General features: G+C 53.4%; 13 protein-coding genes. 11 read left to right on the top strand and 2 right to left on the bottom strand.

Going from position 1 to position 15,287, the window contains the following annotated elements; all coding sequences use genetic code 11:
• Positions 1–177 precede the first annotated feature (177 nt).
• The 5 genes from Q4606_RS07485 to Q4606_RS07465 all read left to right on the top strand — a co-directional run bounded on the left by Q4606_RS07485 (position 178) and on the right by Q4606_RS07465 (position 4,455).
• Positions 178–1,032, top strand: coding sequence for a hypothetical protein (locus tag Q4606_RS07485; protein WP_303607143.1), 855 nt, complete (start codon positions 178–180; stop codon positions 1,030–1,032).
• Between the two features lie 60 nt (positions 1,033–1,092).
• Positions 1,093–1,770 carry a TetR/AcrR family transcriptional regulator gene (locus tag Q4606_RS07480; RefSeq protein ID WP_303593499.1) on the top strand — a complete coding sequence of 226 codons (678 nt, stop codon included), beginning with the start codon at positions 1,093–1,095 and terminating at the stop codon, positions 1,768–1,770.
• A gap of 91 nt (positions 1,771–1,861) precedes the next feature.
• On the top strand, positions 1,862–2,326 hold the full coding sequence (locus Q4606_RS07475; RefSeq protein ID WP_303607366.1) for a L,D-transpeptidase: 465 nt from the start codon (positions 1,862–1,864) through the stop codon (positions 2,324–2,326).
• A gap of 33 nt (positions 2,327–2,359) precedes the next feature.
• The gene (locus tag Q4606_RS07470) at positions 2,360–3,673 is read left to right on the top strand and encodes a mechanosensitive ion channel family protein (protein ID WP_303607142.1); all 1,314 of its coding nucleotides are present in this window, start codon (positions 2,360–2,362) and stop codon (positions 3,671–3,673) included.
• Complete coding sequence (locus Q4606_RS07465) at positions 3,673–4,455, top strand: S-methyl-5'-thioinosine phosphorylase (protein WP_303607141.1); 783 nt, start codon at positions 3,673–3,675, stop codon at positions 4,453–4,455. The genes Q4606_RS07470 and Q4606_RS07465 overlap by 1 nt, the downstream gene beginning before the upstream one ends.
• Here Q4606_RS07465 and Q4606_RS07460 read toward each other — a convergent pair.
• Complete coding sequence (locus Q4606_RS07460) at positions 4,433–5,158, bottom strand: CsiV family protein (RefSeq protein WP_303607140.1); 726 nt, start codon at positions 5,156–5,158, stop codon at positions 4,433–4,435. The two genes, Q4606_RS07465 and Q4606_RS07460, sit on opposite strands and share 23 nt — an antisense overlap.
• A gap of 30 nt (positions 5,159–5,188) precedes the next feature.
• Positions 5,189–8,719: a transcription-repair coupling factor gene (gene mfd, locus Q4606_RS07455; protein WP_303593492.1), complete on the bottom strand. Its 3,531-nt coding sequence runs from the start codon at positions 8,717–8,719 to the stop codon at positions 5,189–5,191.
• Between the two features lie 213 nt (positions 8,720–8,932).
• Here mfd and Q4606_RS07450 point away from each other — a divergent pair, with 213 nt between their 5' ends.
• The 6 genes from Q4606_RS07450 to nqrE all read left to right on the top strand — a co-directional run bounded on the left by Q4606_RS07450 (position 8,933) and on the right by nqrE (position 15,282).
• Positions 8,933–10,387, top strand: coding sequence for a glyceraldehyde-3-phosphate dehydrogenase (locus Q4606_RS07450; protein WP_303607365.1), 1,455 nt, complete (start codon positions 8,933–8,935; stop codon positions 10,385–10,387).
• Between the two features lie 263 nt (positions 10,388–10,650).
• A complete protein-coding gene (locus Q4606_RS07445; RefSeq protein ID WP_303593490.1) occupies positions 10,651–11,997 on the top strand; it encodes a Na(+)-translocating NADH-quinone reductase subunit A in 1,347 nt (448 codons plus the stop codon).
• Positions 11,998–12,001: 4 nt separating this feature from the next.
• Positions 12,002–13,210 carry an NADH:ubiquinone reductase (Na(+)-transporting) subunit B gene (locus Q4606_RS07440; RefSeq protein WP_303593488.1) on the top strand — a complete coding sequence of 403 codons (1,209 nt, stop codon included), beginning with the start codon at positions 12,002–12,004 and terminating at the stop codon, positions 13,208–13,210.
• Positions 13,203–14,006 carry a Na(+)-translocating NADH-quinone reductase subunit C gene (locus tag Q4606_RS07435; protein WP_303593486.1) on the top strand — a complete coding sequence of 268 codons (804 nt, stop codon included), beginning with the start codon at positions 13,203–13,205 and terminating at the stop codon, positions 14,004–14,006. Before Q4606_RS07440 ends, Q4606_RS07435 begins: the two co-directional genes overlap by 8 nt.
• A 2-nt stretch (positions 14,007–14,008) precedes the next feature.
• Positions 14,009–14,674: an NADH:ubiquinone reductase (Na(+)-transporting) subunit D gene (locus Q4606_RS07430; protein WP_303593484.1), complete on the top strand. Its 666-nt coding sequence runs from the start codon at positions 14,009–14,011 to the stop codon at positions 14,672–14,674.
• Positions 14,674–15,282 (top strand): NADH:ubiquinone reductase (Na(+)-transporting) subunit E, encoded by a 609-nt coding sequence (gene nqrE / locus Q4606_RS07425; RefSeq protein ID WP_303593482.1) that lies wholly within the window; start codon positions 14,674–14,676, stop codon positions 15,280–15,282. Before Q4606_RS07430 ends, nqrE begins: the two co-directional genes overlap by 1 nt.
• Positions 15,283–15,287: the final 5 nt, after the last annotated feature.

Here is a 15,287-nt window from a genome sequence, read left to right as displayed (position 1 = left end):
TATAGAGAGTAGAGAGCGAAAACGGACGGAAAGGATAGCGAGCAAGCTTGCCGTTGCCAAGTTCAGAGGCGGGAAGTGCCATCGGAAACATCATGGTTCAAGATCTGTGCAAGCCTGCCGATACATTTTTTAACAGATTTGTTTACCGAGATTCCATAACGCACTGGATATAAGGTCATGGCTCAAAATCAGAATGCCGCAGAAACTTTAACTGGTGCCGCGCAGGGGGCTGTATTGCATCCCGGGCGGTCGGCGGACCCTGTTCCTGTCCCCGTCAGTGAGCAGCCGGATGCCCATCAGGAAACCTCTGCAACTGACTCCCCAAAAGAGGTCCTTGCGAACGCTGAGGGCAGGTTGGCCGGCGATGTCGAAGCACAGAGCGCAGATCCCGTCCAGGTTGAATCCAGGCAGCGCACGCTTAGACTGATGTTGCGTCAGTGTGACCGCGTGCTATTGATGGATTTTGACTTGCTGGCAATGAATGACTGGCCAGATAATTTCAGTGTTGCGTCTGCACGACGCAGTCGTGACCTGTGGATCTTCAGTGCGCTGGTGGCGGCAGTTATATTCCTGAGTGGACTGACAGGTTTCGTGCCGGCCTGGGTTGCAGGAGGCGGCTTTGGTGCCTTCGTTATTATAATTCTGTTGGGTATCCCAGCCGTTCGCCGGATTTACACCTCGGAGCCTTCTTATCTCGATTTACTGATCAGGCGCCAGCGTATGATACGTGATGCCCGGAAACACGCCGAGCATCTGGAGGGTAAAGAAGGACTTATCTGGCAGTGTGCACGCATGGCCGACTTTAATCCCGCCCTGAAAAATACCCGGTTCAGCAGGCTTTTGCGTTTGTCTGAGCAGAAAGCCCTGCCTCGAGCTTTATCCCGACGTGAGCATGTCCGGGTCTATCTGATTTATCTTCTTGAAGCTGAAAAGGCTTACAGTCGGGTTCAGGCTGCTTTTCTGGAAGGGAATCAGAATGCCATCGACCGCGGCTGGCAGGAAGCGGTGGCGGAGCCGGAGGAGAGAGCTTGACATAAATGTGCTTCAAACGTATGTTTCAAACAGACGTTTGCTAGAGGCACTGAAAACAAAATGGCCCAGTCAGATACTGTTGACAGAATTCTTGATGCCGCAGAAGAATTGTTCGCTGAGCGTGGTTTTTCAGAGACTTCATTGCGGATGATTACCAGCAAGGCCAAAGTAAACCTGGCCGCCGTAAACTACCATTTCGGTTCCAAAAATGCGCTGATCCATGCAGTCTTTGGTCGTTTTCTGACGCCGTTCTCGGCGACGCTTGAAAACGCATTTGATGAGCTGGAAGCCCGCTGTAAAGGTACGCCCCCTACGTTGAATCAGACTTTGTGGGCTCTCACTGAGAGTGCCGTGCGCATGCCACAAAGGAATGAAAAGGGTATTTCGATTTTCATGAGGCTTCTTGGGCTGGCATATACCCAGTCACAAGGGCACCTGCGCAAGTTCCTTGAGCAGGAATACAGTCAGCCTTTCAGTCGCTTTATGCGGCTTTTAAAGGAAGCTACACCGCAGCTTTCCGCCGTTGATCGTTACTGGCGCATTCAGTTCATGCTTGGAGCTACCGCGTTCACCATGTCCAGCAGCGATGCCCTGCAGGACATTTTGCGGAACAAGTTGGGTGTAGAAACCACAGTACAGGAAATTGCCGCACGCCTTGTGCCCTTCCTTGCAGCCGGCATGCAGGCGCAGGATGCCTTGCTCGTTCCTCCCGCCCCCGACAAGATGCCGGTTGCCTGACTTGCACCCTCTCGGTTAGGCTTCCCCAACAGTCCCGGAGGGAGCCCAACCCGTTTTGAATCAAAGCAACTGCAGTGCCTGTTCAATCGATATCAGCCTGGATGACCAGAGCCTGTCTGTGCTTGGTGCAAACGGGCGCCTTATTGAACGCTACGCTGTTTCTACCGCGCTTAACGGCGCAGGTGAGCTCAATGGTAGTGGTTGTACACCGAGAGGTGAGCACTACATCCGCGCTATGGTGGGCTCCGGACTCCCAGAAAATACGGTTTTTCGAGCCCGTCGACCCACTGGCGAAATCTATACCCCGGAACTCGCAGCCAGGCACCCGGGTCGCGACTGGATCCTGAGTCGCATTCTCTGGCTTTGCGGTTTGGAATCGGGGAAAAATCGTGGTGCTGGTGTCGATACCTTCCGACGTTTTATATACATACATGGTACTCCTGATACAGAGCCTATGGGGCTGGCGCTTTCTCATGGATGCATTCGTATGCGAAATACCGACGTTATAGAACTGTTCGAGTGTGCCCGATCGGGTATGCCGGTTATGATCCGTTGAAACCAGATTTATGACAGCGACTAGAGGATTCCGATGATTGGCGAAATGATGTCCACCGTAAATGGCTGGATAGAGAGCTTTGGTGTGCTTTCTGAGGCGTGGCGCGCAGCCATTGTGGTTTTCGCGTTGGTGTTTGGTACGGCTCTGATTGCGTATATTGCCAGCCATATCATCCGTGCCCTGGAACGCAAGTTCTCGAAAACCAAGAATATCTGGGATGATTCGCTGCTTCATGCTACTCGTTCTCCGGTTGTGGCGTTCGTTTGGCTTCAGGGGGTTTATTGGGCCGCTGAGGTGGCGCACCATTATTCGTCGGCAGAGATCTTCACAGCTAACGAGACCCTGCTCCAGGTAGGCTTCATTTTTATCTTTGTTTGGTCCGTACTCCGGATGATCAAAGAAGTGGAGGGAATTCTCATCTCTCCGGTAAGAATGAAAAAGCCTATGGACTACACCACGGTTAATGCGATCAGCAAGCTGTCCAGAGCTGTGGTGTTGATTACGGCCGTACTGATCAGTTTGCAGTCGCTGGGGTATAGCCTTTCGGGCGTGCTTGCTTTTGGTGGCGTAGGCGGTATCGCTGTAGGTTTTGCGGCCAAAGACCTGCTGGCCAACTTTTTTGGTGGTTTTATCATTCACCTGGACCGGCCATTCAAAGTCGGAGACTGGGTTCGCTCACCGGATCGTAATATTGAGGGAACCGTGGAGCAGATCGGGTGGAGGCTTACGACCATCCGGACGTTTGATAAACGTCCTCTGTATGTTCCCAACGCTGCATTTACAACCATTGCGGTAGAGAACCCCTCGCGGATGACTAACCGGCGTATCTCAGAGACCATCGGAATCCGCTATGCGGATGTCAGTGAAATGGCAGCCATAGTTGCAGACATCCGCTCAATGCTGGAAGAGCACGAGGATATAGATAGCAATCAAACCCTGATTGTGAATTTTCTGGCTTTCAATCATTCATCGCTGGATATCATGGTTTATGCGTTCACCAAGACCACCCAGTGGGTAAGGTTTCACGAGGTGAAGCAGGACGTGCTGCTTAAAATCAGTGACGTTATTGTTGGCTATGGTGGCGAGATAGCCTTCCCGACACAAACTTTGCATATCAGTGATGATAGTCAGCTTCCGGAACGGGAAAGCGCTCGTGGCAAGCAAGCTGAAGACCACAAGGAAGGTGATGGAAAGGAAGGCGATAAAAAGGACAAGAATGAAAAACGGGCGTCGCGTAACAAAGACGACGCAGCCAAACGCCAACGTAGTCGCCGTCACGATACTCAAGAGGGTGACGTAGGCGAGCAATCGCGGGATGCGGGATATGGAGAAGAGGGTGGAGATTGATGTCTGAAGCCAGCGGTGCAGTTGGGATTATTGGTGGTACAGGCCTGACGACCCTATCGGGCCTGGAAATTTCAGGGACGCGAACCCTGGAGACGCCATGGGGGGCTCCTTCATCCGAGTTGACTGAAGGGCACCTCGATGGCCAGCCTGTTGTATTTCTTTCCCGGCATGGCAACCCCCATAGAATACCGCCTCATGAGGTGAACTACCGGGCGAACATCAAGGCGCTTTACGACGCCGGTGTGCGCACGGTAATCGGCGTGAATGCGGTGGGCGGGATACATCCGGATATGGGCCCCGCCTGCGTGGTTATCCCGGACCAGATTATTGATTACACCTGGGGAAGGGCGGGTACCTTTTTTGAAGGGGAGCTGGAAACGGTCACCCACATAGATTTTACCTGGCCATACGACCAGGCAGCACGGGATATCCTGATTAAGGCAGCTGCAGCTCACAAAGTCGCGTTTACCGGGTTTGGCGTTTATGGAGCCACTCAGGGCCCGAGGCTGGAAACAGCGGCGGAAATACGGCGTATGGAACGGGACGGTTGTGACCTGGTAGGGATGACCGGAATGCCCGAAGCTGCCCTGGCTGCAGAGTTGGGCATGCGTTATGTGTGTCTTGGTCTGGTGGTGAATCGGGCAGCAGGGAAATCAGAGCACATCATTACAATGGAAGAAATCGAATTGGCCATCGAGCAGGGCATGTCTGGTGTGAGACGCATGCTTGAAATCTCGATGGCCGGCTTGGGAGCCCTTGCTAATTTGCCTCAATCTTCCTGAAAAACACAAGAACACCTATGGTGGGGGAATCCAGGAAATGAATTTCCTCACTCCGCATCCTGCGGGTTTCGCGAATCCAGGTTAGCAGCTCCAAGGGTATGTCGGGCTTGATAGCCAGCTCTGCGTTTGCTGCAGTACTGCTATCGGAGGCCTGATCTGGATTTCCCTGGGCGATAGGAGAGGCCGCAACGCTTGCTTCTTGCCAGTGATTGAGATGAACGGCGACGTGCAAGTAGCGTTGCCGATCAATCGTGATATGCCCTTCAATCTCTCTTTGGCCTGCCTGTGCCAGCCAGTCCCCGATTTCCACCCGAAGCGGCTGACCTTTGTAGTTGGGTGGGAAGGCTTCGTACCAGCCGGCGGACATAAGCACCCGGTAACGCCCGCTCGCTTCAAGGCGGTTTGCCGCGCTCCCCAGGTGAAGCTGGCTGCGAGGCTGGAGTTTAAGCGACGAGATCACGTTGCCGTCACCGGTTACGCTATAAAGATCCTTGTTGGTATTTGTCGGTGCCGCCACTTTTTGGTTAACCATGCGCTCGTTAACCGCGTCCGGATCGATTATGCGCTCCAGAATCACGAACTCTGCCCGGTAATAGTCGTCGGGCGTTTGTTGCGCATAGCCCGCCATGGCGGTTGTGAGCAAGAAAGCCGTCAGTAGTGTGCGTGCCAATAGCCGGCACAAGCGATTACCATCAGTCTGCAAGAGGTTGCTCCAGTTAATTCAGGGCCTTTTTCAGGCGGTAGCGGTGCTTGGTTCAGGCACCAGTTCGCCCAGCATTCCGGAAATTCCGTCGAGTTTACCATTGGTTGATGTGTCCTTCAGCCGAAAACGAAAGCTGTTGGCCCCTTCAAGGCGGTATGTGTCCGGTGAAGATTGCATTTTCTTAACCAGTATCAATGGATCCACTGGGGTGGAACTGCCAAATTCAAGGCGGGCCCACTCCTTTCCGGCGTCTACTTTAACTATGCCCAGAGCTTCTGCCTTGAGCCGGAGTTCGGTCTGCCGAACCAGATTTTTTGCCGGCTCTGGTAATAATCCGAAGCGATCAATCATTTCAACCTGAAGTTCTTTTAATGCATCGCGGTTGCTGACGCTGGCAATGCGTTTGTAAAGCATCAGGCGGTTGTGGACGTCTGGCAAATAATCTTCCGGAATCAGTGCTGGTATCCGAAGGTTCATTTCTGTTCCATGGCTGAGGGGCAGTTCCGCGTTGGGCGTTCGACCGTCGCGGATGGCTTTGACCGCCTCATCGAGTAATTGCATGTACAGGGTAAAGCCGATGCTTTCTATCTGGCCACTCTGTTCGTCACCGAGCAATTCGCCGGCGCCTCGAATTTCGAGGTCGTGGGTAGCCAGCATAAAGCCGGCGCCCAGTTCCTGGGCTTCGGAAATGGCTTCGAGCCGTTTTTTGGCATCCGCAGAAATGGCTTTCGGTGGCGGTGTTAGCAGGTATGCATAGGCCTGGTGGTGTGATCGGCCAACGCGGCCGCGCAGTTGGTGCAACTGGGCCAGGCCGAATTTGTCGGCGCGTTCAATAATGATGGTGTTGGCGCTCGGGATATCGATACCGGTTTCGATGATGGTGGTGCACACCAATACGTTGAAACGCTTGTGGTAAAAATCCGACATGATCTGCTCAAGCTGTCTCTCACGCATCTGACCATGCGCTACACCCACACGGGCTTCCGGTACAAGACTCCGCAGATCCTCGGCAGTTTTTTCGATACTTGCTACATCATTATGTAGGACATATACCTGACCACCACGCAAAACCTCACGCAGGATGGCTTCTTTAACCATTGCATCGTCGCGCTGGCGCACAAAGGTTTTCACCGAGAGACGTCTGGCTGGTGGAGTGGCGATGATGGAAAGATCTCTTAGGTGCCCCATGGCCATGTTGAGGGTTCTTGGAATGGGGGTCGCCGTAAGGTTGAGCATGTCGACTTCAGCACGCAGAGCCTTCAGTTTTTCTTTCTGTCCAACACCGAACCTGTGCTCCTCGTCGATGATGACCAGACCCAGATTCTTGAACCGGATATCGCCCTGAAGCAACTTGTGGGTGCCGATGACGATATCGGCTTTACCGCTTTCAATAGCCTCCATTGCCTTGGATGTCTGGCTCGAGCTACGAAAACGGCTCAGCAGCTCGACATTTGCCGGCGTATCCGAGAAACGGTCGCGAAAGGATTCGTAATGTTGCTGAGCCAGTAGCGTAGTTGGAACGAGCACCGCGACCTGCTTTCCTGACCAGGTTGCCAGGAAGGCAGCGCGCATGGCCACTTCGGTTTTGCCGAAGCCGACATCGCCACATACCAGCCTGTCCATAGGCTTCTCGTTGGTCATGTCTTCAAAAACAGCCTGAATGGCAATTTGCTGGTCCGGAGTTTCTTCGAAAGGGAATCCGGCCGCAAAGGCGCGGTAGGCTTCTTTGGGATCTTCAAAGGCAAAGCCTTTGCGAGCCTCCCGGCGGGCATAGACATCAAGCAGTTCGGCCGCAGTGTCACGAATTTTTTCCAGAGCCTTCTGCTTGGCGTTGCTCCAGCGTTCGGTGCCCAGCTTGTGCAGTGGCGCATGCTCTGTGTCTGTGCCGGCATAACGTGAAATCAGGTGCAGACTGGAGACTGGAACATACAACTTCGAGCCGCCGGCGTATTCGAGCATCAGGAACTCGCTGGATTCACCTTCAACGGCAATGGTTTCCAGGCCCAGGTAGCGCCCAACGCCATGATCAATATGCACAACGGGTGACCCGATTCGCAACTCAGACAGGTCGCGATAGCCATCATCATTGGCCTCGGTGGGCTTGTCACGACGCCGGCGCTGTAGCACTCGTTCGCCAAACAAAGCCGTTTCAGTAATCAGGGCCAGGTTATGTTCTGGCAGCACCAATCCCTGCTCCATGGGCGCAATGGTGATGCCCAGAGAACCCTTGTCATCAGCGAGGAAGTCCTTCCAGTTCTCAAAACTCTGTGGCTTAAGCTGGTACTCGCCCAGATTTTCGACCAGGGCTTCGCGCCGGCCCGAAGATTCGGCACAAATCAGTATCCGCCCGGCAAAATCCTTTATAAAGCGTTTTAGCCGACCTGCAGGGTCGGCGGCCCTTGCGTTCATTGCGATATCCGGTAGCGCTTCACTGGCGCAATTCACCGTGCCGCTGCCTTCTGCGGTCCCGAGCTTTGTGGTTACTCGGGGGAAAGCTTTGAGATGGCCAAAGAGCTCGTCCTGCTGCAAAAACAGGCTTGCAGGTGGAAGAATCGGTCGCATTCGGTCATGTCGGCGGTCTTCATGGCGATTACGGGTTTCTGTATCGAAGAGGTTGACTGCTTCGTTAAGGCCTTCGGCTGTAAAGACATGGGTGGTGTCTGGCAAATAATCGAACAGAGTTGCGGTCTGGTCGAAAAACAATGGCAGGTAATATTCGATGCCCGGCGGAGTGATGCCATGGGTGACGTCCTGATAGATAGGTGCGTCTTTGTCTGCGTTCGGAAACTGTTCGAACCAGCGGCCCCGGAAGGCGGATCTGGCTTCTTTGTGCCATGGGAACTCATAGGCCGGGAGGAGTTCAATGCGCTCGATCCGGTCGATGGAGCGCTGGGTTTCCGGGTCGAACGTGCGCAGTGTTTCAACTTCGTCATCGAACAGGTCGATTCGATAGGGCAGGTTAGAACCCATAGGGAATATGTCGAGTATGGAGCCGCGAACGGCGTACTCGCCGTGTTCGTAAACGTTTTCAGAGTGCCGGTATCCCGCGGTTGCCAACTGCATGCGCCAATTATCTATATCCAGAGACTGGCCGGTTTCCAACAGCAGGGTGTTGCCCTGGAGGTAGTCTACCGGGGGAAGCCGGTGCATCAGGGTGCGAGCAGGGACCACGATCACGCCATGCCGGATGCCGGGCAGCCGGTGCAAGGTGCGAATCCGCCTGGAGGTTATATCCTGGTGCGGTGAAAACAGATCGTAGGGCAGGGTTTCCCAGTCTGGGAGCGAGAGCAGCTCTAGCCCATCTGCTGTGACAGTGGCGCCGTCTTCTTCTGGTGGCAGCCCCAGAAAGAAGCGCATGGACTGCTCCAGCCGTATTGCATCGGCGGTGCTGCGGGTAATCACCAGAGTCAGCCCTTTGTGAGCCCGGGCGCTTTCACAGATAGCCAGGGCGTCGCTGCTTCCATGTAATTGTCCCCAGGTACGGTGATCGGCCTGTTTTACAGGAAATTGCGGCGCAATCAGCGTTTGCGGTGAAGCGGAAGTCGGGGCACCTTGATTCATGGGCAGCTGTTTTCTCCTGCAGTGGGTTGGTGGAAGGTTGTGGGAGCCGGTGAGGCCGCTATTCTAACGCCCACAGATGACGGTGTCATGGCGGCGAATGTACGATGTCCGTGCCAGTTCGTATTTGCCGTAAGACACTTTAAGTTGGATAATGCCCGACCTTGATTATTCCACGTGCGAAACATAGGGGTCCCTACCGTGAGTCACGAACAGATGAACCAGTGCTTGTCCAACTGGATGGACAGAGAATCCACTGCGGAGGCTATGATTCCGCTGATTGGCCGTCTTTACCGTAAAAACAATGTTGTTACCTCCGTTTACGGCCGCGCGATCATCAACCAGTCGGTTATCGATATTATCCGCGCCCACCGATTTGTGCGTCAGGTGGAGCACAGTGAGTTGTCCGTTCACGATACCCTGCCGATTCTGCAGGTTATGGACACTATGGACCTTGGGCGTGCTCACGTTGATATCGGGAAGCTGGCGGTAAAATTCAAGGAAGAAGGTGGTGATCTGGCCGAGTTTCTCAAAAGAGAAATTGGCTCTGTAGCAGGGCTGTATGCATCCCAGTCAAAAGAAGACGCAAGCAACGAAACCAAAGACGTTGTGCTTTATGGTTTCGGACGCATCGGGCGTTTGCTTGCACGTATTCTGATCGAGAAGGCTGGTGGCGGTAATAATCTGCGGCTGAGAGCCATTGTTGTTCGTCATGGTGGTGCGGAAAGCGATCTGGAAAAGCGCGCCAGCCTGTTACGCAGAGACTCCGTCCACGGCCCCTTTGATGGCACAATTCGTGTGGACGAGGAAGAGTCGGCGCTGATCGCTAACGGTAACTTTATCAAGGTGATCTACTCGGACGGCCCGGACAAGGTGGATTACACCCAGTACGGCATTAACAACGCTATTGTTGTCGATAACACCGGTATGTGGCGTGACGAGGAAGGCCTGGGTATGCACCTGAAATCCAAAGGTGTCAGCCGGGTGCTGTTGACTGCGCCGGGTAAGGGCGATATCAAGAATATTGTTTACGGCATCAACAGTGACTGGATTACTGATGAAGACAAGATCCTGTCAGCTGCTTCGTGTACCACCAACGCCATTACTCCGGTTCTGAAAGCGATTTACGACGAGTACGGTATTGAAGACGGGCACGTTGAAACAGTGCACTCTTATACCAACGACCAGAACCTGATCGATAACTACCACAAGGGCAGCCGTCGCGGGCGAAGCGCCGCACTCAATATGGTGCTTACCGAGACTGGGGCGGCGAAGGCAGTCTCCAAAGCTCTGCCGGAGCTGAAGGGCAAGCTTACGGGTAATGCTATCAGGGTGCCTACCCCGAACGTTTCCATGGCGATTCTTAATCTCAACCTGAAGAAAGAGGTTGATGTAGAAAGTGTCAATGACTACTTGCGTGAGATGGCATTGCACTCGGAATTGCAGAAACAGATCGACTTTGTGAATTCTCCGGAAGTGGTATCTACCGATTTTGTCGGTTCCCGGCACGCCGGTGTCGTTGACGCTCAGGCGACAATTGCCGCAGGCAAACGCCTGATTCTCTACGTTTGGTACGACAACGAGTTCGGGTACAGTGCCCAGGTTATCCGGGTGGTGAACCAGATGGCCGGTATCGATTACCCCATCTTCCCGAAGCGTACACGCGACTGAGATTGATGCGCCTGAGTTGGCGCAGGCAACTCTGAAAACCCGGCGTCGGAAGGCGTCGGGTTTTTTATTAACTGTGGCTGGCTGCTGAGGGATTAGGCTCCGGTATAAACCTGTTCTCGTTTCAGGTGGAAATAGCTTGCCTTAGACTCTATAATTGGCGCGATTTTGGGTATGTCTGTCCCCCCGTTTCTCGACCGTTTCTGGGCCGCAGGGGGCGGATGATACAAATGCATCGAATAGTTTCTGATGATTGGATGAGGCTAATGATCAAGATCAAAAAAGGCCTGGATCTTCCCATCAGCGGCGCTCCCGAACAGACCATTACAGACGGCAAGCCGATTCGCCATGTGGCGCTAATCGGTTTTGACTACACCGGCATGAAGCCGACGATGGCTGTTCAAGAAGGGGACCGTGTCAAGCGCGGTACGCTGCTGTTCACGGACAAGAAGACCGAAGGCGTTCGTTATACATCACCCGCTGCAGGTGTGGTGAAAGAAATTAATCGCGGCGATCGTCGGGTTTTTCAGTCAGTTGTCATCGAAATTGATGGTGACGAAGCTGAAACCTTCGCCCGCTTCAGTGAATCGGATCTTGCTGGTCTGGAACGTCAACAGGTGGTTGATAACCTGGTCGAGTCCGGGCTGTGGACGGCGCTCAAGACCCGTCCTTACAGCAAAGTGCCGGCCATCGATAGCGCTCCGCATTCCATTTTCGTATCCGTCATGGACACCAACCCGCTGGCAGCTGATCCCACGCTTGTGATCGCAGAAAATGCTGCTGCGTTCGAGAACGGCCTGACAGTTCTGGGCAGGCTTACTTCTGGCAAAGTGTTTGTGACCGGTCGGCCTGGCTCCAATGTGTCTGTTCCAAAAGCGGACAACATTGACGTACAGCAGTTTGATGGCGTGCATCCCGCCGGGAACGTAGGGACTCACATTCATCACCTTGACCCGGTATCTGTCACCAAGAGTGTCTGGACTATCAATTACCAGGACGTGATTGATGTGGGGCAGCTTTTTACAACTGGCGAGCTGAACGTTGGCCGGATTGTTGCCCTTGGTGGGCCTAAAGCCTTGAAGCCGCGTCTGGTACGCACACGTCTGGGCGCCAGCCTGGCAGAGCTGCTTGACGGTGAAGTGGCTACAGATTGCGACGTGCGCGCGATCTCCGGTTCGGTTTTTGGTGGCCGCCGTGGCGAAGGACCCTGCGCTTACCTTGGCCGTTTTGCCAACCAGGTGTCTTTGCTCGAAGAAGGCAACAAGCGTCACTTTATGGGATGGTTGTCTCCTGGAGTTAACAAGTTCTCGGTTCTGAATATCTACCTGTCCAAGTTCACTGGCGGCAAGCTGTTCAATTTCACCACCACGACCAATGGTAGTGAAAGAGCGATGGTGCCGGTAGGTGCTTATGAGAAGGTTATGCCTCTGGATATCCTGCCTACCCAGTTGCTGCGTGCGCTGATTGTCGGTGATACCGAAATGGCTCAGAAGCTCGGCGCTCTGGAACTGGATGAAGAGGATCTGGCGCTGTGCACCTTCGTGTGCCCGGGTAAATATGAATATGGTCCGATTCTCCGTGAGAACCTGACCCGAATCGAGATCGAGGGCTAACACGATGGCTATCAGACAGTTTCTCGATGGAATCGAGCATCATTTTGAAAAAGGCGGAAAGTATGAGCGCTGGTATGCGCTCTACGAAGCTGCCGATACCATTTTCTACACGCCCAGTTCGGTAACTTCTACGACCTCTCACGTGCGTGATGGCGTTGATCTCAAGCGCATCATGATCACGGTTTGGATGTGTACCTTTCCGGCAATGTTCTTTGGGATGTGGAATATTGGCTTTCAGGCTAACAGCTTTCTGGCATCCAACCCTGATGCGCTGATTGCTGACGGTGGCCTGCGTGCTGCCTTTATACAGGCGCTTGCCGTCACAGGCTCTGGTGCGGGTGTCTGGGATAATTTCGTATACGGGATGGCGTACTTCATTCCTGTTTACGCAGTGACCTTCGTGGTTGGTGGTTTCTGGGAGGTTCTGTTCGCAACCGTGCGTCGTCACGAGGTGAATGAAGGCTTCTTTGTAACCTCTATCCTGTTTGCACTGATCTGCCCACCGTCTATTCCGCTTTGGCAGGTAGCTCTGGGTATCACCTTTGGTGTTGTGATTGGTAAGGAAGTTTTCGGTGGAACCGGAAAGAACTTCCTGAACCCTGCGCTGACCGGTCGGGCATTCCTGTACTTTGCCTATCCGGCTCAAATTTCCGGTGATACGGTTTGGACCGCGGTTGACGGCTTTAGTGGCGCCACGGCTCTGAGCTGGGCCGCTAGCGGCGGCATGGAAGCACTGGAAAACAACATCGGCTGGATGAACGCATTCATGGGCTCTATTCAAGGCTCCATGGGCGAAACCTCTACCTTGGCTGTGCTTATCGGTGGGTTGGCGCTGGTTGCAATGCGTATCGCCAGCTACCGGATTGTTGGCGGTGTCCTGATCGGTATGATCGGCATGTCTGTTTTGCTGAATGTCGTTGGTTCTGAAACCAATCCGATGTTTGCAATCCCTGCCCACTGGCATCTGGTTATGGGTGGGTTTGCCTTCGGTATGATGTTTATGGCGACGGACCCTGTCTCTGCGGCGATGACCAACACTGGCCGCTGGTGCTTCGGTATTCTGGTGGGTGTAATGACCATCCTGATCCGGGTCATCAACCCGGCCTTCCCGGAAGGCATCATGCTGGCAATTCTGTTTGCTAACCTCTTTGCTCCGCTTATGGATCATTACGTGGTTCAGGCCAACGTTAAAAGGAGGCTCGCTCGTGGCTAAAAGTAAAGAAACTGTCTCGAGAACGCTGATTGTTGCGTTGGTGCTGAGTATCGTCTTCTCCGTTGTGGTTTCTACGGCGGCGGTAGTGCTTCGTCCTGCGCAGATCCAGAACCAGAATCTGGATATCAAAACCAATATCCTTTCTGCTGCGGGAATGTTGCCTCAGGGAGCGGGTGCTGAAGAAATCGAAGAGATTTTTTCGCAATTCGAAGTGCGCCTGGTGGACCTGGAGACTGGTGACTACGTGGAACCGTCTTACGTAAATGTGCAGGATCCAATGAAGTACGATATGTACAAAGCCGCGTCGGATCCCGAGATGTCCACAAACATACCTTCCTCAGAAGACAAGGCAGGCATCAAGCGTCGTCCGAATATTGCCAAGATTTACACTCTGAGCGAGAACGGAAATCTCACGCGTGTGGTACTCCCGATTCATGGCTACGGGCTTTGGTCTACTCTGTATGGCTTTGTGTCTCTTGAAGGTGATCTGAACACCATTGAAGGTCTGGGTTTCTACGCTCACGCAGAAACACCGGGTCTTGGCGGTGAAGTGGATAACCCCCGCTGGAAGAGCCAGTGGGTTGGTAAAGAGCTTTACGGAGATGATAAAACGGAACCGCAAATTCGTCTTGTGAAAGGCGGAGTGGGTGCCAATGCTGCCGATAAAGAACACAAGGTCGATGCGCTTTCCGGTGCAACACTGACCAGTCGTGGCGTTCAGCAGCTGGTTAACTACTGGATGGGTGACCGGGGTTATGCACCGTTCCTCAAGAAACTTCGTGAAGGGGAGGTCTGATCATGGCTGACGTAAATGCCAAACAGGTTCTTTTCGAACCGATATTCAGTAACAACCCGATCGGACTACAGATCCTCGGTATCTGTTCAGCGCTGGCGGTAACCACCAGCATGAACGTTACCATCGTTATGTGTCTGTCTGTTATCGCTGTTACCGCGTTTTCCAACCTGGCTGTATCACTGGTTCGCACCCAGATTCCGGGGAGTATCCGGATCATTGTGCAGATGACCATTATCGCCTCCCTGGTTATTGTGGTCGATCAGATACTCAAGGCCTATGCCTATGAGATCAGCAAACAGCTTTCTGTATTTGTTGGTCTGATCATTACCAACTGTATCGTAATGGGGCGTGCTGAAGGCTTTGCCATGAAGAATGGCCCCTGGCTGAGCTTCCTGGATGGTGTCGGTAACGGCATGGGTTACTCGATTATGCTGTTGTTCGTGGCCTTTTTCCGCGAACTGTTGGGTGCTGGTTCACTGTTTGGGGTAACCCTGCTGACTCCGGTTAACGAAGGCGGCTGGTATATCACCAACGGTCTGCTGCTGCTGCCACCGAGTGCCTTCTTCATTATTGGCCTGGCGATCTGGGGTCTGCGTGCCTGGAAACCTGAGCAGGTAGAAGAGCCGGATTACAAAATGTCCCGCCACACCCATAAGGAGGCGTTCTGATGGAGCACTATATCAGCCTGCTTCTCAAGGCTATTTTCATTGAGAACATGGCACTCGCGTTCTTCCTGGGTATGTGCACCTTTCTTGCCATTTCCAAGAAGATAGAGGCCGCTACCGGTCTGGGTATTGCCGTAATTGTGGTTCTGACGTTGACCGTTCCGGTTAACAATCTGATCTACAACAACATACTGCGCGAAGGCGCTCTGGCATGGGCAGGCTTGCCCAATGTCGATCTGAGTTTCCTTGGGTTGATTACTTACATTGGTGTTATTGCAGCCATTGTTCAGATCATGGAGATGATTCTGGACAAGTATATCCCGGCACTCTATTCCGCACTGGGCGTGTTCCTTCCGCTGATTACGGTTAACTGCGCCATCATGGGTGCGGCACTGTTCATGGTGGAACGTGACTACACCTTCAGTGAGAGTGTGGTATATGGCTTTGGTGCTGGCGTAGGCTGGGCTTTGGCCATTATTGCTCTGGCCGGAATCCGCGAAAAGCTGAAGTACAGCGATGTTCCGGATGGTCTGCGCGGTCTGGGTATCACCTTCATTACTGTAGGTTTGATGTCCCTTGGCTTTATGTCCTTCTCGGGGATTTCCCTGTAATTCAT

Origin of the sequence: Marinobacter sp. 1_MG-2023 (assembly GCF_030549045.1) — a bacterium.
Lineage (GTDB): Bacteria > Pseudomonadota > Gammaproteobacteria > Pseudomonadales > Oleiphilaceae > Marinobacter.
The sequence above is the reverse complement of the archived record's forward strand: the minus strand, read 5'-3'. Positions and strand labels throughout refer to the sequence as shown.

Bases quoted from the DNA above. Each gene is read 5' to 3' on its own strand.
- Q4606_RS07485 (WP_303607143.1), top strand. From the start codon at position 178: ATGGCTCAAAATCAGAATGCCGCAGAAACTTTAACTGGTGCCGCGCAG.
- Q4606_RS07480 (WP_303593499.1), top strand. From the start codon at position 1,093: ATGGCCCAGTCAGATACTGTTGACAGAATTCTTGATGCCGCAGAAGAA.
- Q4606_RS07470 (WP_303607142.1), top strand. From the start codon at position 2,360: ATGATTGGCGAAATGATGTCCACCGTAAATGGCTGGATAGAGAGCTTT.
- Q4606_RS07465 (WP_303607141.1), top strand. From the start codon at position 3,673: ATGTCTGAAGCCAGCGGTGCAGTTGGGATTATTGGTGGTACAGGCCTG.
- mfd (WP_303593492.1), bottom strand. From the start codon at position 8,719: ATGAATCAAGGTGCCCCGACTTCCGCTTCACCGCAAACGCTGATTGCG.
- Q4606_RS07450 (WP_303607365.1), top strand. From the start codon at position 8,933: ATGAACCAGTGCTTGTCCAACTGGATGGACAGAGAATCCACTGCGGAG.
- Q4606_RS07445 (WP_303593490.1), top strand. From the start codon at position 10,651: ATGATCAAGATCAAAAAAGGCCTGGATCTTCCCATCAGCGGCGCTCCC.
- Q4606_RS07440 (WP_303593488.1), top strand. From the start codon at position 12,002: ATGGCTATCAGACAGTTTCTCGATGGAATCGAGCATCATTTTGAAAAA.
- Q4606_RS07430 (WP_303593484.1), top strand. From the start codon at position 14,009: ATGGCTGACGTAAATGCCAAACAGGTTCTTTTCGAACCGATATTCAGT.
- nqrE (WP_303593482.1), top strand. From the start codon at position 14,674: ATGGAGCACTATATCAGCCTGCTTCTCAAGGCTATTTTCATTGAGAAC.